The sequence below is a fragment of the Chryseobacterium sp. ZHDP1 genome, assembly GCF_018603435.1.
In the GTDB taxonomy this organism is placed as follows: Bacteria; Bacteroidota; Bacteroidia; order Flavobacteriales; family Weeksellaceae; genus Chryseobacterium; species Chryseobacterium indicum.
This window is the reverse complement of record NZ_CP075682.1, coordinates 2,924,799-2,945,589: the sequence shown is the minus strand read 5'-3', so window position 1 is coordinate 2,945,589 and position 20,791 is coordinate 2,924,799. Positions and strand designations below refer to the sequence as shown.

General features: G+C 36.0%; 22 protein-coding genes. 7 read left to right on the top strand and 15 right to left on the bottom strand.

The genetic code is table 11. The annotated features are described in order from the left end of the window. Positions 1-21 precede the first annotated feature (21 nt). The 6 genes from accD to KKI44_RS13280 all read right to left on the bottom strand — a co-directional run bounded on the left by accD (position 22) and on the right by KKI44_RS13280 (position 5,296). Positions 22-876, bottom strand: coding sequence for an acetyl-CoA carboxylase, carboxyltransferase subunit beta (accD, locus tag KKI44_RS13305; protein ID WP_116099254.1), 855 nt, complete (start codon positions 874-876; stop codon positions 22-24). 94 nt (positions 877-970) lie between these two features. Then, positions 971-2,041 (bottom strand): class II fructose-bisphosphate aldolase, encoded by a 1,071-nt coding sequence (gene fbaA / locus KKI44_RS13300; protein ID WP_214587717.1) that lies wholly within the window; start codon positions 2,039-2,041, stop codon positions 971-973. Between the two features lie 71 nt (positions 2,042-2,112). After that, complete coding sequence (locus KKI44_RS13295; protein ID WP_087711954.1) at positions 2,113-2,979, bottom strand: NAD kinase; 867 nt, start codon at positions 2,977-2,979, stop codon at positions 2,113-2,115. Positions 2,980-2,985: 6 nt separating this feature from the next. After that, complete coding sequence (locus KKI44_RS13290; protein WP_228408181.1) at positions 2,986-3,561, bottom strand: CBS domain-containing protein; 576 nt, start codon at positions 3,559-3,561, stop codon at positions 2,986-2,988. Between the two features lie 260 nt (positions 3,562-3,821). Further along, positions 3,822-4,352 carry an RNA methyltransferase gene (locus tag KKI44_RS13285; protein WP_214587716.1) on the bottom strand — a complete coding sequence of 177 codons (531 nt, stop codon included), beginning with the start codon at positions 4,350-4,352 and terminating at the stop codon, positions 3,822-3,824. A gap of 62 nt (positions 4,353-4,414) precedes the next feature. Then, positions 4,415-5,296 carry a bestrophin family protein gene (locus KKI44_RS13280; protein WP_087711950.1) on the bottom strand — a complete coding sequence of 294 codons (882 nt, stop codon included), beginning with the start codon at positions 5,294-5,296 and terminating at the stop codon, positions 4,415-4,417. Between the two features lie 309 nt (positions 5,297-5,605). Between KKI44_RS13280 and KKI44_RS13275 the strand changes: the two genes are divergently transcribed. Both KKI44_RS13275 and mutS read left to right on the top strand, forming a co-directional pair. Next, complete coding sequence (locus KKI44_RS13275; RefSeq protein WP_214587715.1) at positions 5,606-6,472, top strand: cupin-like domain-containing protein; 867 nt, start codon at positions 5,606-5,608, stop codon at positions 6,470-6,472. Between the two features lie 97 nt (positions 6,473-6,569). Next, positions 6,570-9,161, top strand: coding sequence for a DNA mismatch repair protein MutS (gene mutS / locus KKI44_RS13270; RefSeq protein WP_214587714.1), 2,592 nt, complete (start codon positions 6,570-6,572; stop codon positions 9,159-9,161). Between the two features lie 17 nt (positions 9,162-9,178). Here mutS and KKI44_RS13265 read toward each other — a convergent pair whose 3' ends face one another. Both KKI44_RS13265 and KKI44_RS13260 read right to left on the bottom strand, forming a co-directional pair. Continuing rightward, on the bottom strand, positions 9,179-9,643 hold the full coding sequence (locus tag KKI44_RS13265; protein WP_214587713.1) for an energy transducer TonB: 465 nt from the start codon (positions 9,641-9,643) through the stop codon (positions 9,179-9,181). 8 nt (positions 9,644-9,651) lie between these two features. Beyond that, entirely contained in the window at positions 9,652-10,083 is a 432-nt protein-coding gene (locus KKI44_RS13260; protein WP_214587712.1) for an energy transducer TonB, read from the bottom strand. Between the two features lie 266 nt (positions 10,084-10,349). On the opposite strand from KKI44_RS13260, the gene KKI44_RS13255 reads away from it, so the two are divergent. Then, positions 10,350-10,763 carry a DUF2809 domain-containing protein gene (locus tag KKI44_RS13255; protein ID WP_250902064.1) on the top strand — a complete coding sequence of 138 codons (414 nt, stop codon included), beginning with the start codon at positions 10,350-10,352 and terminating at the stop codon, positions 10,761-10,763. Between the two features lies 1 nt (position 10,764). Here KKI44_RS13255 and KKI44_RS13250 read toward each other — a convergent pair whose 3' ends face one another. The 5 genes from KKI44_RS13250 to KKI44_RS13230 all read right to left on the bottom strand — a co-directional run bounded on the left by KKI44_RS13250 (position 10,765) and on the right by KKI44_RS13230 (position 15,397). Further along, positions 10,765-11,682, bottom strand: coding sequence for a YARHG domain-containing protein (locus KKI44_RS13250; protein WP_214587711.1), 918 nt, complete (start codon positions 11,680-11,682; stop codon positions 10,765-10,767). Continuing rightward, on the bottom strand, positions 11,679-12,317 hold the full coding sequence (locus KKI44_RS13245; protein WP_214587710.1) for a DUF2306 domain-containing protein: 639 nt from the start codon (positions 12,315-12,317) through the stop codon (positions 11,679-11,681). Before KKI44_RS13245 ends, KKI44_RS13250 begins: the two co-directional genes overlap by 4 nt. Positions 12,318-12,446: 129 nt before the next feature. Next, the gene (locus tag KKI44_RS13240) at positions 12,447-12,857 is read right to left on the bottom strand and encodes an energy transducer TonB (RefSeq protein WP_214587709.1); all 411 of its coding nucleotides are present in this window, start codon (positions 12,855-12,857) and stop codon (positions 12,447-12,449) included. Between the two features lie 15 nt (positions 12,858-12,872). Then, entirely contained in the window at positions 12,873-14,174 is a 1,302-nt protein-coding gene (locus tag KKI44_RS13235) for an alpha/beta fold hydrolase (RefSeq protein ID WP_214587708.1), read from the bottom strand. Between the two features lie 17 nt (positions 14,175-14,191). Next, complete coding sequence (locus KKI44_RS13230) at positions 14,192-15,397, bottom strand: NAD(P)/FAD-dependent oxidoreductase (protein WP_214587707.1); 1,206 nt, start codon at positions 15,395-15,397, stop codon at positions 14,192-14,194. Between the two features lie 178 nt (positions 15,398-15,575). Here KKI44_RS13230 and KKI44_RS13225 point away from each other — a divergent pair, with 178 nt between their 5' ends. Both KKI44_RS13225 and thiL read left to right on the top strand, forming a co-directional pair. Next, positions 15,576-16,070 carry an acyl-CoA thioesterase gene (locus KKI44_RS13225; protein ID WP_214587706.1) on the top strand — a complete coding sequence of 165 codons (495 nt, stop codon included), beginning with the start codon at positions 15,576-15,578 and terminating at the stop codon, positions 16,068-16,070. Positions 16,071-16,140: 70 nt separating this feature from the next. Continuing rightward, on the top strand, positions 16,141-17,202 hold the full coding sequence (gene thiL / locus KKI44_RS13220) for a thiamine-phosphate kinase (protein WP_214587705.1): 1,062 nt from the start codon (positions 16,141-16,143) through the stop codon (positions 17,200-17,202). A gap of 58 nt (positions 17,203-17,260) precedes the next feature. On the opposite strand, the gene KKI44_RS13215 is transcribed toward thiL, so the two are convergent. Further along, a complete protein-coding gene (locus KKI44_RS13215; protein WP_214587704.1) occupies positions 17,261-17,548 on the bottom strand; it encodes a hypothetical protein in 288 nt (95 codons plus the stop codon). Positions 17,549-17,746: 198 nt separating this feature from the next. Here KKI44_RS13215 and KKI44_RS13210 point away from each other — a divergent pair, with 198 nt between their 5' ends. Next, the gene (locus KKI44_RS13210) at positions 17,747-18,391 is read left to right on the top strand and encodes a hypothetical protein (protein ID WP_214587703.1); all 645 of its coding nucleotides are present in this window, start codon (positions 17,747-17,749) and stop codon (positions 18,389-18,391) included. A gap of 113 nt (positions 18,392-18,504) precedes the next feature. On the opposite strand, the gene pepT is transcribed toward KKI44_RS13210, so the two are convergent. After that, positions 18,505-19,752 (bottom strand): peptidase T, encoded by a 1,248-nt coding sequence (pepT, locus tag KKI44_RS13205; protein WP_214587702.1) that lies wholly within the window; start codon positions 19,750-19,752, stop codon positions 18,505-18,507. A 190-nt stretch (positions 19,753-19,942) separates the two neighbouring features. Between pepT and KKI44_RS13200 the strand changes: the two genes are divergently transcribed. After that, on the top strand, positions 19,943-20,791 hold the full coding sequence (locus KKI44_RS13200) for a hydroxymethylglutaryl-CoA lyase (protein ID WP_214587701.1): 849 nt from the start codon (positions 19,943-19,945) through the stop codon (positions 20,789-20,791).

Below are 20,791 nucleotides of genomic sequence, written 5' to 3'. Positions count from 1 at the left end.
TATGTTATTTTGTTACAATTATTATGCTTTTACAGCTAATAAATTCACTGTTTTAGCAACAGTATCTCGGATTTCTGTTCTTTTAACGATAAAATCTACAAAACCTTTTTCCTGAAGGAATTCTGAAGTCTGGAAACCTTCCGGCAAATCTCTTCCGATGGTTTCACGGATAACTCTTGGTCCTGCGAAACCGATTAAAGCTCCCGGTTCAGCCATAATAATATCTGCTGTCATTGCGAAAGAAGCTGTAATTCCGCCAAAAGTAGGATCACAAAGGTAAGCGATGTATAAAAGTCCCGCTTCTGAAAGCTGAGCCAGTTTAGCCTGTACCTTAGCCAACTGCATCAAAGAATACGTTGCTTCCTGCATTCTCGCGCCACCGGATTGGCAGATAATCATATAAGGAAGTTTTTTCTCGATACAGTAATCGATCGCTCTTCTGATTTTTTCTCCCATTACGGAACCTAAAGATCCACCGATGAAAGCAAAATCCATACAGGAAACCACCATTTCAGTACCTTTTACAGTTCCTACTGCGTTTCTGATGGAATCGGTAAGTTTAGTTTTAGCTTTTACTTCTTTCAGACGGTCTGTGTAAGATTTAGTATCTTTAAAGTTCAGAATGTCAATACTTTCAACATTGGCATCCAGTTCCGTGAATTTGCCTTCATCGAAAAGGATATCAAAAAATTCTGCACTTCCTATTCTTACATGGAAACCGTCTTCCGGAGAAACATAGTTATTTCTCTTCAATTCGTCATGCTCCACCACTTTTCCTGATGGAGTCTGATGCCAAAGACCTTTGGGAACGTCTTTTTTCTCATCAGTAGATGTCGTAATATTTTGTGCTTTTCTTTTAAACCACTCGAATGCCATATTGTTTATATAATTGATGAAAAATAAACGATAAATGATGAAAAAACTGTTTAATAGAAATCAATTATCAATCATCATTTATCATTAATGATTTTTATTTTAGCGTATTTACGTTATTTAAATCTTCAAATGCCTGAACCAGTCTCTTAGTGAAAGTTTCCTCACCTTTTCTTACCCAAACTCTTGGGTCATAGAATTTTTTGTTCGGTTTTTCTTCTCCTTCAGGGTTTCCGATCTGAGTTCTTAAATAATCGATATTGTTTACCATATAATCTCTGATTCCTTCTGTGTAAGCAAACTGAAGGTCAGTATCAATATTCATTTTAATTACCCCGTAATCAATCGCTTCTCTGATTTCTTCCAGAGTAGATCCGGAACCTCCGTGGAATACGAAATTAATAGGCTTTTCAGCAGTTCCGAATTTCTCCTGAACATATTTCTGAGAATTATCAAGGATTTTTGGTGTAAGAACCACATTTCCTGGCTTATACACTCCGTGTACATTTCCGAAAGCTGCTGCAATCGTGAAGTTGTCGGAAACAGCTTTTAACTTTTCATAAGTGTAAGCGATATCTTCCGGCTGTGTATATAATTTAGAATTGTCTACATCCGAATTATCTACACCGTCTTCTTCACCTCCTGTAACTCCGATTTCTACTTCTAAAGTCATTTGAAGTTTAGCCATTCTTTCGAAATACTGAGCGGAGATTTCTAGATTTTCTTCTAAAGATTCTTCAGAAAGATCCAACATGTGAGAAGAATACAGAGATTTTCCTGTCTGCTTGTAGAATTCTTCGTTAGCATCCATTAATCCGTCGATCCAAGGCAATAATTTTTTTGCAGCATGGTCTGTGTGAAGGATTACCGTTGCTCCGTAAGCTTCTGCAAGGGTATGGATATGTTTTGCTCCGGCTACAGCTCCTAAAATAGCTGCTTTCTGGCCGTCGTTGCTTAACCCTTTTCCTGCGTTATAAGCAGCACCTCCGTTAGAGAACTGAATGATAACAGGTGAGTTTAGTTTTGCTGCAGTTTCCAAAACCGCGTTTACGTTGCTGGAACCAATTACGTTTACTGCTGGTAATGCAAATTTGTTTTCTTTAGCATGCTGAAAAATATCAGTAACTAATTGACCTGTGGCAACTCCTGCCGGGAAAATTCTGCTCATGTTTTGCTTTTTAATATAAATTATTAGGGTGTTTTTAAATTCCTGTAAAGGTAATAATTTTTAAAATATTCTTAATTTCTTTTATCTCTTCCCCAAAGTAGCTTCTGGCGGATGGTTTCATAGAAACTTAAATTATTTGGCTGAACGAGTAATATCTGAAAATCCGCTTTTTTAATCACGATTTCCTGATCCGTTTCAATATGAATCAACCGGGAATCCAGAGAGAGAGAATATTGTGAAACGCGGCTTTCGACACCGAATTTAATTTCCACGCTGTCATTCACCACCAAAGGTCTTACATTAAGATTATGCGGTGCAATAGGAGTGATAACGAAGTTCTCGTTGTTCGGAGAAATAATCGGTCCTCCACAACTCAACGAATACGCTGTAGAACCGGTAGGGGTGGAAACGATAACACCGTCTCCCCAGAAAACATTCAGAAATTCATTATTAATATAAGAATCTACCGTAATCATGGAAGTGGTTTCCTTTCTGGATACCGTAACGTCATTTAAAGCGTACGGGAAAAAATCCTCCAGAACAGGCGAAACAACCTGAATTACAGAACGGCGGCTTGTTTTAACATCGCCTTTCAGAATAGAATCCAGTTCTTTAAATGCTTCTTCTTTGGTAAAACTTGCAAGAAATCCTAATCTTCCGGTATTTACCCCAACGATCGGGATTTCAAGATCTTCAATAAAGGTGAGAGAATTCACAATCGTTCCGTCTCCGCCAAAAGTGAAGAAAAGATCAACTTCTTTCTCCAGAAGGTCTTTTTTATTATTAAATGTTTCGAAAATCTTTGAAAACTGAAGCGCTTCAGCCATCTCATCGTACAAAACAGATTTTACACCTCTGCTTTCCAGCTCGGAAATAAATTTGCTTAAATATAAAAAAGTATCAAGATCTTTTTTCTGAGAATAAATGGCTGCCTTCATTAGTTTTTATATTTCTATGAATTTCTGGAAAAACCCGAATCTGTCCTGCAATAAGTCTGATTTTTCATCAGAATAGTACTTCTGTACGATGCGGTAATCATATCGGTCGAATGTTTCATCAATAGAACTCAGATTTTCATTGCTGATCTTTATCGTCACCTGAATCACTTCATCCGACATGAAGCTGATAAACGCGCCGTAAAATTTAGAATTATTGCTTTCTACAATATTGGCGATCTCCGTCATCGAATATTTTCTTGCCGGAGTTTCTACCGTAAGAATGGCTCCCGATTCGGAAAACAGCGGATATTTTGAAAAATCCTGGAAAATATCCTCACAGCTAATATATCCCAGATATTTCTCGGATTTATTAATAACAGGAATCACGTTGGAATTAAAGGTATAGAATATTCTAATGCTGTCCATAATATTGTTATCCTCCAGAATGGCAAAACGCTCGATCTGATGTTCGAGGTTTTTCAGCGTCCCTTCCTCTTCATACAGGAAATCCTGTGCAATCGCACCGTAAAAATGATGGGATTTTTTGATGAAAATATGAGAATATCCAAATGCTTCTAACATTTCCCTCGCTGATTCTATCGAGTCAGAAAGGCTGAAACACGGGAAGTCTTTTGAGATATAATCCTTGATAAACATTGTGCTAATTTATAAAAAATTAAACGAAACTTTTCTTCAAAATGATACTTTTTTTCAGGAAAATAAAAAAAAATAATTTTAAAATTTGTTGGTGTAAAAAAAAAGAGTACCTTTGTCGCCTTTCATTTTTACTTTTTATTAGATTTATTTCAAACTGCACTGTCTCTTAGACATATGCAGTTTTTTTATTTTAAAGCCTTTGCAAATTCCCACATCACAATTCCTCCGCAAACGCTTACATTTAAAGAATGTTTGGTTCCCAACTGAGGAATTTCAAGGAAAGAATCAATATTCGGCAACGCTTCATCGCTTATTCCTTCCACTTCATTTCCTAAAATCACCGCGTATTTTTTTGTTTTATCGATGGTGAAATCTGTGATCATCTGGCTGTTGGTCGTCTGCTCGATTCCCACCACTTCAAATCCCTGAGATTTTAAATCATTAATGGTTACATTTATATCATTTTCATGACTCCAGTCTACGCTTTCCGTAGCTCCCAAAGCGGCTTTGTGGATTTCACGGTGTGGCGGCTGCGGCGTGATTCCGCAAAGGATAATCTTCTGAATTAAAAATGCATCTGCCGTCCTGAACGTTGCACCCACATTGTGCATGCTTCTGATGTTGTCTAAAACTACTACCAAAGGAATTTTCTCAACCGATTTAAAGGTTTCCACATCAATTCTGTTGAGTTCTTCCAGTTTTAATTTCTGTACCAATTTTATTTTTTTGTCAAAATTAGGTATAAATATTTACGATTTTCAGATAAAAACGGATTTTGTTATTTTTTAGTACCCATGATCTGATGAACGTTTTTCTCAATATTCTGGGCAATGGTTTCCATCGGAATATCGTTTTCGTCATTATTAAAAGGATCTTCAATTTCTTCGGCAATCAGCTCAAGACTCATCAGAACATAATAAATGAATACCGTAAGCGGAATAATGTAATTTCCGATATTGATGACATAAGCAATCGGCAGTGCGAAAACATACAGAATGATAAACTTTTTGATGAACGATGAATAAGAATACGGAATCGGCGTATTTTTAATTCTCTCGCAACCGCCGCAAACATCCAGAAAACCGGAAAGCTGGGTGTCGAGATACAGCATTTCAATATCCGAGATTTTTCCTTCTTTCTTTAACTGATTTAATTTGTGACTCATCAGAATGATAATTTCACTTGGTCCATGATTTTTCAGCTCTTTTTCGATTTCGGAATAATCTTCATCCAAAGCCAGTCGGGTAGATTCTTTAGATAAATGTTTTGCTAAAAAGTGAGGAAAAAACTTTAAATATCTTGCAATTTGCTCAGCATTCTGTCTGTCGTCGCCCAAAATAGTATTCACTTTTATGGCAAAATTACGAGTGTCATTCACCAGTTTTCCCCACAGTTTTCTGCCTTCCCACCATCGGTCATAAGCCGTGTTTGTTCTGAAAACCAATAATAAAGAAAGTACAAAACCTAATAGAGAATGAATTAAACCCACGTTGCTGATCCCTGACTTTGAATTAAGCCGGAAATGTTCAATTTCAAGATATTCTACACCCCAAGAATACAATCCGACGAGGATCATGCTTGGAAATAATATTTTTAAAGTGTCGCTTTTATGAAGGCTGAAAAGGATTTTCAGGAAATGTTTGGTGTTGTAAACTCTCATAGATTCTCTTAGTCTTACAAATATAATTTTTTCATTTTATCCTGACTTTATCAATAACTAAAATCTTAAGACGCACAATTGTTGTTTTGCTATCATTTGCTGAACGAAGTGCCTTCGCGATCAAAAAAATATGGATGAAAAATTGAAATAAAATCTTTGCGAATGTCGCGTTGAAAAATAAAATCTTCATCATGCTAATTTCAAGCAGAATTAAATTAAAAAAAATCCTTGTAGCAATATATTGTCTTTAAATTTCCCCAAATTTCAGAAAAACACTATTTTTATTTCACATTAAAAAATACACACCAAATGATTCTCGAAAGTGTAGATATTGTTAACGACATCAGTAAAGACGATTTTCAGAAAAATTATTTCAAAAAGCATAAACCGCTTCTGATTAAAAATTTTGCGAGCCGATGGGATGCCTTCGATAAATGGAATTTTGATTTTATCCGTGAAAAAGCGGGTGAACAGGAAGTTCCTTTGTACGATAACAAGCCTGCCGACGCGAATAAAAGCAGCGATGCTCCGGTTACCAGAATGAAAATGAAGAATTATATTGATACGATAAAAAGTAAACCTTCCGATCTCAGGATTTTCTTTTATATCATTACAGACAGGCTTCCGGAACTGCTGAAAAACTTTACGTATCCAGATTTGGGAATGAAATTTTTCAAACGTCTTCCAACCTTATTTTTCGGAGGGAGTGAAGCGCATGTTCTGATGCATTATGATGTAGATTTGGGAGATTTTCTGCACATTCATTTTGAAGGGAAGAAAAGAATTCTGTTATTTGACCAAAAGCAGTCCGCTTTTTTATACAAAGTTCCCTTGTCGGTTCATACCATTTATGATATAGATTACGAAAATCCGGATTACGAAAAATTTCCCGCCCTGAAACATGCCAAAGGTTTTGAAATTTTCATGGAACATGGCGATGCGCTTTTTATTCCCGGCGCGTTCTGGCATTTTAACCGATATTTAGAACCCGGATTTTCAATGTCGCTTCGTGCATTACCCAATAAACCGAATGTTTTCGCGAATATGTTGTATCATGTTTTTGTCATGCGATATACCGATAAATTAATGCGGAAGCTTTTCAAAGCAAAGTGGGTGAATTACAAACAGAAGTGGGCATATAAGAAAAGTTCGGAAGCTTTGGCTAAACATTCTTAATGATAAAAGAAATTTCTTTTTTAAGTTGTAAGTTTCAGACTTTCCTTCTACTATTTTATTTCATATTTTTACCGACCCAAATTTAAGAACGATTGTAATGGCAAAGGCAGCGAAGAAAGAAACCCCGTTAATGACGCAGTACAATACCATCAAGGCGAAATATCCTGATGCGCTTTTGCTATTCAGAGTAGGGGATTTTTATGAAACTTTCGGGCAGGATGCCGTGAGAACGTCACAGATCTTAGGAATTGTTTTAACGAAAAGAGCCAATGGTGAAGGTCATATCGAACTGGCTGGTTTTCCGCACCATTCGGTAGATTCTTACCTGCCAAAACTCGTAAGAGCGGGAATGAGAGTTGCGATCTGCGACCAGTTGGAAGATCCGAAAATGGTGAAGGGAATCGTAAAAAGGGGAGTCACGGAACTGGTAACACCGGGAGTTACGTTCAACGATCAGGTTCTAAATTCAAAAAAGAACAATTTTCTTCTTTCCCTTCATAAAGAAAAGGAAAAATTCGGGATTGCTTTAGTGGATATTTCTACAGGGGAATTTCTGGTGAGTGAAGGAAATCTGGAAAAACTGCTTCATATTGTGAATACATTTGATCCGAGTGAGATCATTTACCAGAGAAGTGTGCAGATTCCGGAACAGATTAAAAATAAAAATGCCTTTAAACTTGAAGATTGGGCATATCAGTATAATTTTGCCTACGAAAAACTGACGAATCACTTTAAAACCAATTCGTTAAAAGGTTTTGGAGTGGAAAATCAGCCATTGGCAATTACCGCAGCAGGAGCGATTTTCGCTTATCTGGTGGAAGATACGCATCATAATTTACTGTCTCACATCACCAAAATTCAGATCATTCCGCAGGAAGACTTTCTGATGATGGATAATTTTACGCTGAGAAACCTTGAAATTGTGTATCCAAGCAATCCGCAGGGAAAATCATTATTAGATATTATCGATAAAACTTCTACTCCGATGGGAGGAAGATTGTTGAGACGAAGAATAATCTTACCGTTAAAATCAGTGGATGAAATCAACAGAAGATTGTCTTTAATTGATTTTTTAAATGAAAACGACCATCTTAAATATGAAATTTCCCAATTATTAAAATCAATTTCTGATCTGGATCGACTGATGGGAAAACTGGCAGCGGAAAAAATTTCACCGAAAGAACTGGGGTATCTTCGCCAGAGCTTAATCAATATCCATAAAATCAAAGCGTTGCTTCATCCTCATGCCGACATTTTGGCTTGGCTGGATCCGTTGTATGATCAGGATGAATTGATAAAATGCCTTCAAAATCATCTGAATGATGAACTTCCGGTGAATTTATCGAAAGGAAACGTCATTAAAGAAGGAATTTCCGAAGAACTGGATCGCTTAAGAGGACTGCAATCCAAAGGTCGCGGTTTTCTGGACGAAATGTGCCAAAGAGAAATCGAAAGAACAGGAATTTCGAGTCTGAAAATCGATTTTAATAACGTTTTCGGTTATTATATTGAGGTTCGAAATACCCATAAAGATAAAGTTCCAAATGACTGGCTGAGAAAACAGACGCTGGTAAATGCAGAACGCTACATTACAGAAGAACTGAAAGAATATGAAAATCAGATTCTTGGAGCTGAAGAGAAGATCGGCGTTTTAGAAAACGAACTGTACCGAAATGTATGTTCCGAAACGATGGTTCACATCGATCAGATTCAGGAAAATTCTAAAATTATTGCACAATTGGATGTTGCCGTTGGTTTATCCGAACTGGCTGTTTCTGAGAGTTATACCAAACCTGTTTTAAATGAAAGTTTTGCGATTGATTTAAAAGAAGCAAGGCATCCGATCATAGAAAATGCCCTTCCTTTAGGCGAAAAATACATTCCGAATGATATTTTCCTAGACAAAGACTCTCAGCAGATCATCATGGTAACCGGACCGAACATGGCGGGTAAATCGGCAATTCTTCGTCAGACTGCAATTGTTTGTTTATTGGCTCAGATCGGAAGTTTTGTTCCGGCAAAACATGCGGAAATCGGGGTTTTGGATAAAATTTTTACAAGAGTTGGCGCAACGGATAATATTTCTGCGGGTGAATCAACTTTCATGGTGGAAATGAACGAGGCAGCGAATATTCTGAATAATATTTCCGAAAGAAGTTTAATTTTACTCGACGAAATCGGGCGCGGAACTTCTACCTATGACGGAGTTTCCATTGCTTGGGCGATTGCGGAATATCTTCACCAACATCCGACTCAGGCAAAAACACTGTTTGCAACGCATTATCACGAGCTGAATGAAATGACCATAAGTTTCGAACGCGTGAAAAATTTCCACGTTTCCATTCAGGAGAATAAAGGAAATATCATCTTTTTAAGAAAGCTGGTTCCGGGAGGAAGCGAACACAGTTTCGGTATTCATGTGGCGAAACTGGCGGGAATGCCTTCCAAAGTCGTGAACAGAGCCAATGAAATTCTGAAAACGCTGGAAGCAAGCCGTTCCCAAAGCGGAGGTTCTTCTGAAAAGATCAAGCGCGTTACGGAAGAAAATATTCAACTGTCTTTTTTTCAGTTAGATGATCCCGTTCTGGAAAGCATCAAAGAAGAATTAACAAAAATCGACATCAATACATTAACGCCGATTGAAGCGTTGATGAAACTGAATGCGATTAAGAAAATGATTGGAGGATAGTTTCTGTTCTTCGTAAATTATTTGAGATTTATGCTTACAGGAATCTGAATCTTATTTCTTACGAGATAACCATTCTGTTGTGCCGGAATCCATTTTCCCTGAACATGTTTTACGGCTTCTTCCAGAGCAGCATTAAAGCTGTTGTTTGATCCTAAAGCTTGAATTTCTATAAGACTTCCATCCTTTTCAACAGTAAAATTAAGCATTGCAGTAAGCGTTTTTTCCCGCTTTTTTACTTTGACGGATTCGAGTGTAATAAGATTTTCAACTTTTTTAATAAATGCTTCTCTACCCTTTGGAAAATATGCTTCATGATCCGGAGGATAATAACATATTGTCGTAATTGGGATTTTTTCAATTTCTTTTGGTTGGAATGGAGCAGGAATATGGCTGCTTTGTGCGAAAAACAGGGCACCGAAATTAATCATCAGAAACAAAATCAGCCATCGTTTTAATCCGAAATTTTGTATGAAAATTTTCATATTAAAACTTAATCAAATTTCTTCAAAGTAAGCGGAAAAGTATAAAGAAATCTTACCGGTTCTCCTTTGATTGTTGCCGGTTTCCATTTTACAAAAAGTCTTCTTACTGCAATTTCTGCGGCTTTGGAGTGTTTCGGATCGTCTCCCATCGCGGTTACATATCTTACATAGCCTGTTTTTTCGACAATGAAATAAACTCGGGTATTGATTTTTTTTGATTTTACATCAATTACATCCATTTTCTCTGAAAACTGTTTTTTAAAAGTTTCCATTCCACCGGGAAATTCGGCAGGAGAGTCAGCTTTTGTAACGGCATCTTCCAGTTTCATTTTTGTTTTTAAAACGGCATAATCCGGAATGTCTGTTACCGAATTATATTGAGTCTGTGCAAATAGAAAGACGCTTACAAATAAGCCCAGAAAGATAATCAGCTTTTTCATATAATTGTGTTATGAGAAATAATATTTTTAAAGCATCAAAAATAAAGCCGAATGAAAATTGATTTTTAATAATAATCAGTGAAAATCATTGGTTTGATTCGGTGTAATGATCCATCTTATTAATAAAATCAATAAAGAAAGAAGAGCCATCACGATAAATCCTGAAAAAAATCTCAGAAAATGAGTCTTGGTGTCATGATCAATCTGCTTTATTTTTAATTTTGTAAGGGTTATAAAACCTACATAATACATAAAAAGCACTACAAGTGGAAGGAAAAGAATTGGCATTTCGGGTTACATTTAATTACACATATTTTCTGGCTACCGTTTTTATATTTCTGACTGAAGTTTTAATCGCCACCAAACTCAAAGATATTTTCTTTGTGAGAGCCTATCTCGGAGATGTGATTGTTGTGATGCTGATCTATACTTTCATCAAAACATTTTTCAGAATTGAAGATAATAAAAAATTGATTCTCGGTATCCTGATTTTTTCTTTTCTGGTGGAATTTGCCCAATATTTCAATATTGCTGAAAAATTAGGCTTCCGGAAAGGAAGCCTGATGTATATCGTGATCGGAAATTCGTTTTCGTGGATTGATATTCTGTGCTACGTTGCTGGATGTTTGTTACTTTTTGTTTTTGTAAAATTTCAGACAAATCCTCAAAAAACACATTAAACTATCTTCCGAAACTGTCGTATTTATCTTCAGCGTATTTGATGAAGCGGTTCAGTAAAGCTACGTTTTCCTTTTCAAGAGGAGAAAGTTCGCTGTCTACATTATTGGAAACCGGAATATACCAGTCGGTCTGCTCAAAGAAATTTCGATACGTTTGCTTTTTAAAAGCATAGCCGTGTCTCGCGAAAACTGCGTTTTTAATGATTTCCATATCCAGTTTTCGGAGGTTTTTAAGATCTTTTTCCGTTAGTTTCTGCTTGGAAGCATTGATTTTGAAAACAGCATCTGATGCAATTCTGTTTTTAGATTCTGTGTAGGTTTCCGTTTTCCCGGTTTCTTCATCGGTATATTTTTCTACGAAATCCTTCGGATTTTCCCAGTCGATGAGGTCGTTGTTTTCATTCAGCATGAAATTCGGGTTGTATACAAACTCTTTTTTCACAAGCTTTAAAGTTTTATTCGGAGCTTTTACGGCCGATTTATTAAAGGCATTCCAGCTTCCGGTAAGACTGTCGTTGTTTAATTTTACCTCAAATCGTCCGTCGGTCTTATCATTTCCGGGTTCATCCAGAATAAAAGATTTTGAAGTTTCGTTAAAAACGCCTCTGAATGGTCTTTGATTTCCATCAACAATACTTTGTCCGTAGACACTGTCTTTGGTAATCCTGTTGATTTTCAGGGCAATTCTTTTATAAATTTCACCTTCATACGTTTCGCCGTCTTCGGAGGTAATCATTCCTTTTCCTGCAAAATCGCCCATATAAATTCCGTAATATTCTTTGTAAACTTCGGGAACTGCTACAGAATCCTTCTTTGCTGTAAGACTGTCTTTTGAAGGATCTTTTGTTTTTACATCCTTTTTACAGGCGGTTAAACCAATTGTAAATAAGGAGATTAACGATAATTTTAAAATTTTCATATGTATTTTTTTGCAATTAAATATTCAATTAATAAGATGTTCGGAATCCAGCCCAGCCAGGCAATAATCTGATAAACATCCATCGGATTCGGGTGGAATAAATATACAATAATTACCTTCCACATTCTTAATGTTACCGCGGAAAGTGTCAGCGCAAAACTACGCCACATCCATTGTTGATGTTCTTTAAATTTTTTCTGTCGGGCAAACTGAAACGCTTTAAAAGTGAAAAACCACCACAAACAACCGAGAATGACAAAAGAAATTTTCGATAAAATTCCGCCATTTGCAAAAACCCCCATATAAATTCCCGAAGGAGCCGCGAAAAGCAAAATCAGAAAAATGTAGATCTTTCCGGTGTTTTTGTGGAAACTTTTTATGGCGAAATCTTGTCTGAGAATCGCTAAAAATCCACTCAGCAAAACAAAAATGCTTGTGTAGACGTGAGTGTAGAAAAAATAAAGATATTCCGGTCTGGTGGTAACTTCCGTCTGTTTGATCATTAAAAAACTCACATCAGAACGCATCGGAATATATTCTAACGTAATTTTCAGCATCAGCCAAAAGAAATATCCAAACCCAATAACTAAAAGGATTTTAAAGGTGTTCGAAATATTTTTTTTGACGGAAAGCATTTTTAATTATAGGGTTTCATGGCTGAAAGAATTACCGCTACTTTGTCATTCTGACGAAGGAAGAATCTAAGTTATAATAATTAAAGATTCTTCACTAAATTTCATTTCGTTCTTTATCTACTATTTTTCTTACTCAAAATTCATTGTAATAGGTAACTTAAATTTATACTTAACGGACTGTCCATTGATTTCTGCAGGTATCCATTTTGTTTTTGACATTGCTTTTATCGATCGCTCCATTTCCTTATTCATAGATTTATTGGCACCAATAATTACAATATCAGTAATAATTCCTTCTTTGGAAATTACAAATTGCGCTTCAGACTTTATCATGCCTTTGGCGTTTATTTTACTTCCATCAAAGGTTTTGCTGAAATTTGTTCTAAAAGCATTTATTCCTCCTGGATATTCAGGTATTTTATCTACCTTTTCATAAACAGTATCGTTCGAAGGATTTGTTTCTGGTTTCACAACAACAGTTTCTTGTGAAAAAATTTTTATAGAACTAATTAGTACAACAAGTACGAGTAATTTTTTCATGTTATATTTATAAAATTATTTACCTTCAAAAAAATCCATCACCAAAGAATTGAAAAGCTCCGGTTTTTCTGCAACAACCGAATGTGTCGAATTAGGAATAATTGCTAATTGACCTTTTGGAATAGATTCAGCAATTTTTACTGTATGCTCCGTTTTTATGACATCTTTATCTCCTGCCATGATCAAAGATGGACACTGAATTGCTTTTAGGTCTTCATATTTTAAGTTAGGATATTTTAAATCCAGATTATAAAGATCGATATAGACATCATTCTTACCATTTTTATTTTCTTTGATAAGTCGGGCAAGTGTTTCTTTAGAATCTTTGAATTCCTCATCTGTTACCCCTTCAGGAAATATATTGGCTCCTGAACAGGCAATTTTATCAACCAGATCAGGATGTTGTAAAGCCATTAAAATCGCAAGAATCCCGCCGTCGCTCCAACCTAGGATTTTTACTTTTTTGATGTTTTGCTGATCCAGAAACTGTTTCAGATCTTCCACCTGAATATCAAAAGTAAGCTCTTTTGTTTTATCATAAGTAGATTTTCCTCTTTCTCTGCAGTCAACGATAATTACCTTGTATTTCTTTGAAAAATCATCAACCTGATTCATGAATGCGCTGATCGACTGTCCGTTTCCGTGGAGCATTAAAAGAGGTTCTCCTTCACCATATGTTTCATAATACATTTTGATGCCGTTAACCTCTGCAAACTTTCCGTGAGGCATATTACCGATGATGTTGCGTGCTTTAATCAGTAAAGATTTTTTTCCGGTAAAAGGCTTATTATCGGAAGCAGTAATGCTGAAATTTTTTACATGGGTTATTTTATTTCTTCCGATTCCTTCTGCCCAGTTTTTTTCGAAAGCTATTTCTTCTTCAAATCCTGCATTTTTTAATGGAATATTCATCCATTTTGCATTTTTAGGATTAAGAACTTCAAGTTTAAAATCATCAAAATAAAAATCTCCGTTGTCTTCTGCAAATGCACCAATATTAAGAGTTTTTCCATCTGGATTTACAGTTCCTTTTATTTCATAAGAATTCCATTCCGAGGTAACTTTTATATCCGAATAAGCCTGATTTTCAAAGAATCCAGTACTATTATCCAATTTATCAATTCTAGCCCAAATAGCGCATTTGGCATTATTGTCGTTCTCTTTTCTGATTTTTGCGGATACCCGAAATTTCCAGTTTTGTTTATCCTGCACGTTTAAAGATTGTGTAATTGCCGTCCAGTAAGAAACTACAGGTTTATCCTGAGCCTGAATTCCTAAGGATAACCATAAAATGAGTAAGCTAATAATTTTTTTCATTGTATATGTTTTTTATGTTAATTAATATTATTCAAATCCTGCGCAATCAGCCAAGCCTCACTCCAGCAAGCCTGAAAATTAAATCCGCCGGTTACCGCATCAACATTTAATACTTCTCCGGCAACGTAAAAGTTAGGTAAAATTTTCGAAGACATATTTTTAAAGTTAATTTCCTTTAAATCAACGCCTCCTGCTGTTACGAATTCATCTTTAAACGTCGATTTTCCGGTGACATTAAATTTCTTTTTGGATAGATTTTCAAGAATGGTCTGTATTTCTTTTCCTGAAATCTGGGCAATCTGTTTATTCAGATCCACTTTTGAAACCTCCAGAATTCTCTGCCAGAATCGGTTGGTAATATCAAATATTTTCGATTGTCCGATGGTTTTCTTTGGATTGGATTGTTTGAAGTTTAAAAATAGTTCTTCCGCATCATCAATTGATTTTGAAATAAAATTGACTTCAATTTCAAAATTGTATTTTACTTTCGCCAGATTGATTGCTTCCCAAGCTGAAATTTTCAGAATGGCAGGTCCTGAAAGTCCCCAATGCGTAATAAGCAAAGGTCCGCTTTCTTCTGTTTTCAGCTTCGGAATGGAAGTTTCCGCCATTTCAAAGCTTGTTCCGGCTAAATCTTTCAGCAAATCATCTTTAATATTAAAAGTAAAAAGCGACGGAACCAGATCAATAATTTTATGACCTAAATTTTCAATCATTTTTAATGATTTTGGCGAGCTTCCGGTTGTATAAATGATAAAATCAGCTTCAAAATCACCTAAACTGGTCTTAACGATATATTTTTCTCCCGATTTTTCAATTTCTTTTACAGAACATTTGGTTTTCACTTCAACATTTTTCTGCTGAATTTCATGTAAAAAAGTATTGATGATCGTTTGTGAAGAATTGCTTTCCGGAAAAACCCGGTTATCATTTTCTATTTTTAACGGAACACTTCTTTGCTCAAACCAGTCCATCGTATCTCCCGGCTGAAATTTGGTGAAAACACTTAATAATTCCTTGTTTCCGCGGGGATAAAACTGTACCAGTTCTCTGGGGTCAAAACAGGCATGAGTCACATTGCAGCGTCCTCCTCCTGAAATTTTTACTTTCTGAAGAACATCCGAATTCTGCTCAAGAATGGTAATTTTATATTTTGTTTCGTCAAGATTCGAAGCTGCAAAAAAACCTGCCGCGCCACCTCCGATAATGATAATTTGTTTCATAATACTTTTAATAATCTTATGCTCAAGATTACTTTTGCAAAACTACAATTTTTATAAACCATCTTATTTGAGTAATTTTGAGGAATATAATTTTTCATTTTTACAGTGAAATTATTGACTGCCAAAAATGGTTTTTGTGATAAAAAATCATACAATTTATATTTAAAACAAAAAGTAAATGAAATTCTACCATACATTTGAAGTTCGCTGGAGCGATCTTGATGCCAACAAACATCTGGCAAATTCATCTTACGTACAGTATTGTGCGCAAACCAGAATGGCTTTTATGAAGCAGGAAAAAATGGGCGTTACCCAAATGAGCCGATGGGGAATCGGTCCGGTAATCATGCACGAAAGATTTTCTTTTTTTAAAGAAATTTATGCAGATCAGACGGTTATCGTAAGTCTTGAAATTGATGGCTGTGCAGAAGACTGTTCTATTTACCGTTTCGTACACAAGTTTTATACGACTGATGGCGAGCATTGTGCCACTGCAGAAGCAACCGGAGTCTGGATCGATATGATGCTGAGAAAAATGACAACACCGCCCGATGATGTGGTGGAAGCTATGAACAAATATAAATCTCCGGAGACCGTAGTTTTAACGAGGGAAGATTTTAAAAAACTTCCTTTCCGTCCTGAAAATGTTGATCCGGCAGTATTTGCTGTTTAAGATGTAAGGTTTTGAGTTTATTGTTTTAAGATTACTCATTACCCATTATTTATTACTTATAATTAAAAATATGTTTGAAGATAAAGATCCAGAATTAACGCCAATTTCCAAACTCGGAGAATTTGGTTTAATTAAACATTTAACGGAACATTTTCCTCTATCCAACGAATCTTCGGAGCTTGGAGTGGGAGATGATGCGGCAGTAATTAATCCCGGAAATAAGAAAGTGGTTCTTACAACAGATGTTTTGGCGGAAGGTGTTCATTTCAATCTGGGATATGTGCCTTTGAAACATTTAGGTTATAAAGCGGTTGTTGTAAATCTCAGTGATATTGCAGCGATGAATGCAACGCCAACTCAGATTTTGGTTTCTCTTGCTGTTTCCAATCGTTTTCCGGTGGAAGCTCTGGAAGAAATCTATTCCGGAATTCAGACCGCTTGCGCAAGATATAAAGTTGACTTAATTGGCGGAGATACAACAAGTTCCAATGCCGGTTTGGTAATGAGCATTACGGCAATCGGGATGGAGAATGATGAGCATATTGTGAAAAGAAATACGGCAAAACCAAACGATCTTTTGGTCGTAACCGGAGATTTAGGCGGCGCTTATATGGGACTTCAGATTCTTGAAAGAGAACACGCTGTTTTCTTAGCTGATCCGAATATGCAGCCGGAAATGGAAGGCTACGATTATATTCTGGAAAGACAGTTGAAGCCTGAAGCAAGAACCGATGTAAAAGGGATTTTAGAACAACTGGATATCAAGCCAACTTCTATGATTGATGTTTCTGACGGTCTGGCTTCTGAAATTCTTCATCTTTCAGATCAGTCGAAAGTAGGATTCAGATTGTATGAAGAAAAAATTCCGATGGATAATTTAACGATTACAACGGCGGATGAATTCAATTTAAATCCTGTGATGGCTGCTTTAAGCGGAGGTGAGGATTACGAATTATTATTCACGATTTCGCCAAATGATTTTGATAAAATTAAAAACCATCCGGATTTTACCATCATTGGTCATGCCGTTGAAAAAGAAGACGGAAATTTTATGGTGGCAAGAGGTTCTAATCAGTTGGTTGCTTTAACAGCGCAGGGTTGGGACGCTTTTCTGGGAAATCAGCAAGGATAGATAATTTTACTGTTTAGATATTAAAAAACCACTGCAATAGCGGTGGTTTTCTTAGTAATTAATCTTTCTTAATGTCTGCTTTTACATTCTGGTAGGATTTGTCTACTGCATCTGCACCTTTTTTAGCCGTTTTTTTGGTCCATTTTGCTGCATTTTTAACGCCTTTTTTGGTTGCATCATAACCTTTTTCTGCGGTTTTGCCGGTCCATTCTGCCCCGTCTTTGGCAGCCTTACCTACGGCTTTAGCATCTTTTTTTACCTCCTGCTTTACAGAATTTGTTTTTTGTGCAGATACTCCGATTCCGAATAAAAGAATCACTGCTGCTGAATATAATCTCTTTTTCATTTATAAAAATGTTTTTTTTGATTTTTCAACAAAAATCAGACCAATAATGTATAAAAATTTCAGAATAATTTAGTATCAGTGGATCATAGAAACATTATAAGCAAAAAAGTTGTATTGTGAAGGGAATTTAAATATCGTGCGACTACTGCTTTTGTAGTAGTTTTTTTGTTTAATTTGCAACAGTCAAATGATTTACAAATGAGATTCTTTATTGATGAGAAAAATTATTTTTTATCTAAAATTTTAGATGAATCAATCCTTTTCAACTATACAACCTCCTGGATTTTTTATGATCGGAATGAAGATCTGCATATTGATAATTATTTTGAAAAAGACAAAAAGATTTATTCGTTTCTATGGGCATATTCAGAGGATAATATTCTGTCTAAAATAGATGAATGGAAAAGAGCTTTCAAAAGATACGAAATAGAAATTCCGAAGGGAATGAAACAATATCAGAAGGATTATTATTTAAATTCCGGAAGAAAAGTGTATTTGGATGTCGTAGAGTCTGATATTAATTCTACAGAAAAAATGTTTAAGAGTTTTGCAGCTTTTAATAACGCAAAACATTTAGCCCAAATCATAGTTGATCATACGGTAATTTTTGATGATTTAGATTTAACATTTCTGGAGGATGAAAAAGCGGATAAGTTTAAAAAATATTTAAGTCTTTTGGATTCGGAATTCATTCATGCTATTGTTTTAAACGGGTATCATCATGCGGGAGAATTAATAAAAATTTTTGTTCATAAAAAGAACAATATAATTCTAAAAAATGCAGACAGTATTCCTTGGAATCTTTTTGAAAATACTTATGTTGAAAGAAATTTTAGTTGGTAAATGAAGGTAGAGAGAATTTTTCAAGATTTGGAGCATATAAGGAAAGATTTGCTAAAGATGTTATAAAAAATCCGGCTCAACAAAGCCGGATTAGTTATATAAATTAGAACTTTTTAAGCCTTCGCAATATTCAGAATCACTTCCATTGCTTTCTCCATACTTTCCAGAGCCACATATTCATATGGTCCGTGGAAATTGATTCCTCCCGCAAAAATATTCGGACAAGGAAGTCCCATGTAAGATAACTGCGCTCCATCGGTTCCTCCGCGGATTGCTTTAATCTTTGGTTCGATTCCTGCTTCTTTCATCGCTGCCGCGGCAAGATCTACGATGTGCATTTTTCCTTCAAACTGCTGCTTCATGTTTCTGTACTGCTCTTTAATTTCAATTTCGGCAGTCCCTTCGCCGTGTTTTTTGTTAAATTCAGCTACTTTTTCTTCCATGAATTTCTTTCTTGCCTCAAATTTATCAGCGTCGTGATCACGGATGATGTATTGCAATTTAGCCTCAGAAATATCTGCATTTAACTCCATTAAATGATAAAAACCGTCAAAACCTTTAGTCGTTGCAGGCGTTTCATTGGCAGGAAGCATCTGTGCAAATTCAAAAGCCAGTAAAGCGGCGTTAATCATTTTTCCGTACGCGTAACCCGGATGAACGCTCAATCCGTGGATTTTTACCACTGCTCCTGCAGCGTTGAAGTTTTCATATTCCAGTTCACCAACTTCTCCGCCGTCCATCGTGTAAGCAAATTCAGCCCCGAATTTTGCCACATCAAATTTATGTGCTCCTCTTCCGATTTCTTCATCAGGCGTAAATCCAACGGCAATTCTTCCGTGCTTGATTTCCGGATGAGCCATTAAATATTCCGCAGCCGTTACAATTTCTGCACAGCCTGCTTTGTCATCGGCTCCAAGAAGGGTATTTCCGTCTGTGGTAATTAAGGTCTGACCGATATATTTTTTTAAACTTTCAAATTTTGATGGCGATAAAGTAAATCCTGTTGTCTGATTCAAAACCAGATCTCCTCCGTCATAATTTTCCCAAACATGCGGTTTTACATTCTCTCCGCTGAAATCCGGTGAAGTATCGTAATGCGAAATAAATCCGATGGTCGGTTTGTCATTATTCTCAAGATTTGAAGGAACATATCCCATGATATAACCATTTTCATCGATCGATACATTTTCAAGACCTATCGTTTTCAGTTCTTCCGTGATGTAGTTGGCGATGTTCCACTGTCTTTCTGTAGAAGGAGTGGTTTCGCTTTCTGCGTCGCTGGTTGAATAGATTTTTACGTAATTAAGAAAACGGTTCAGTAGCTTTTCTTTCCACAAAGGGCTGAATTCTATTGCGCTCATTATATTGGTATAAATTTCCTGTAAAGTTAGCAAATTTGATGCTCAGAATATCTTATTTGTATTCCATAATAGTTTTGTGAAGTGTTTTTATTTGTGTAAAACAATGAAATTCAGTTGTTTATTGTGTTTTTGCATAACTCTTAAGAACTTGTTTAGTTTTATTATATTTGAGAAAATCTAAATGTAAAAAATGTTTCTTACAGAATGTCCGCGTGATGCAATGCAGGGGTGGGGAGAATTCATCCCGACTGATAAAAAAATAGATTACATCAATTCTCTTATGGATGTGGGTTTTGATGTTCTGGACTGTCTGAGTTTTGTTTCTCCGAAAGCAATTCCGCAAATGGCAGATTCTGATGAGGTGGCGGAAAACATCGATAAATCCCGATCCAATACCAAAGTTTCTGCAATTGTTGCCAATTACAGAGGAGCTGAAAAAGCATTAAAACATCAGTCGGTAGACATTATCGGCTTTCCGTTTTCCATTTCCGAAACTTTTCAGCATAGAAATACGAATAAAAATCAGGAAGAAGCTTTTCAGGAGATTATTAAAATGCTGGAACTGGTAAAAAATGAAAACAGGCAGCTAAATATTTATTTTTCAATGGCTTTTGGAAATCCTTACGGCGAAATGTGGAAGTGGGAAGATGTGGATTTCTGGGCTCAGCGATTTTCTGAAATCGGAGTTAAAGAGATTTTACTTTCTGATACTACGGGAGTTGCAACGCCGGAAACCATTTCTCTTTTGTTCGGAAAAATTCCTTCAAAATATCCTGAAATAAATTTCGGAGCACATTTTCATAACCGTTACGAAGATTCTTACGCTAAGCTGAAAGCCGCTTACGATCAGGGATGTACGAGATTCGACAGTGCCATCAAAGGAATCGGAGGCTGTCCGATGGCGAAAGATGATCTGGTGGGAAATATGCCGACCGAACAGGTAATTAATTTTATGAGCGTAGAAAAGGCAGACCATAAACTCAATCTGCTGAACTTCGAAAGTTCTTACAACAAAGCGAAAGATATTTTTCATTTTTGA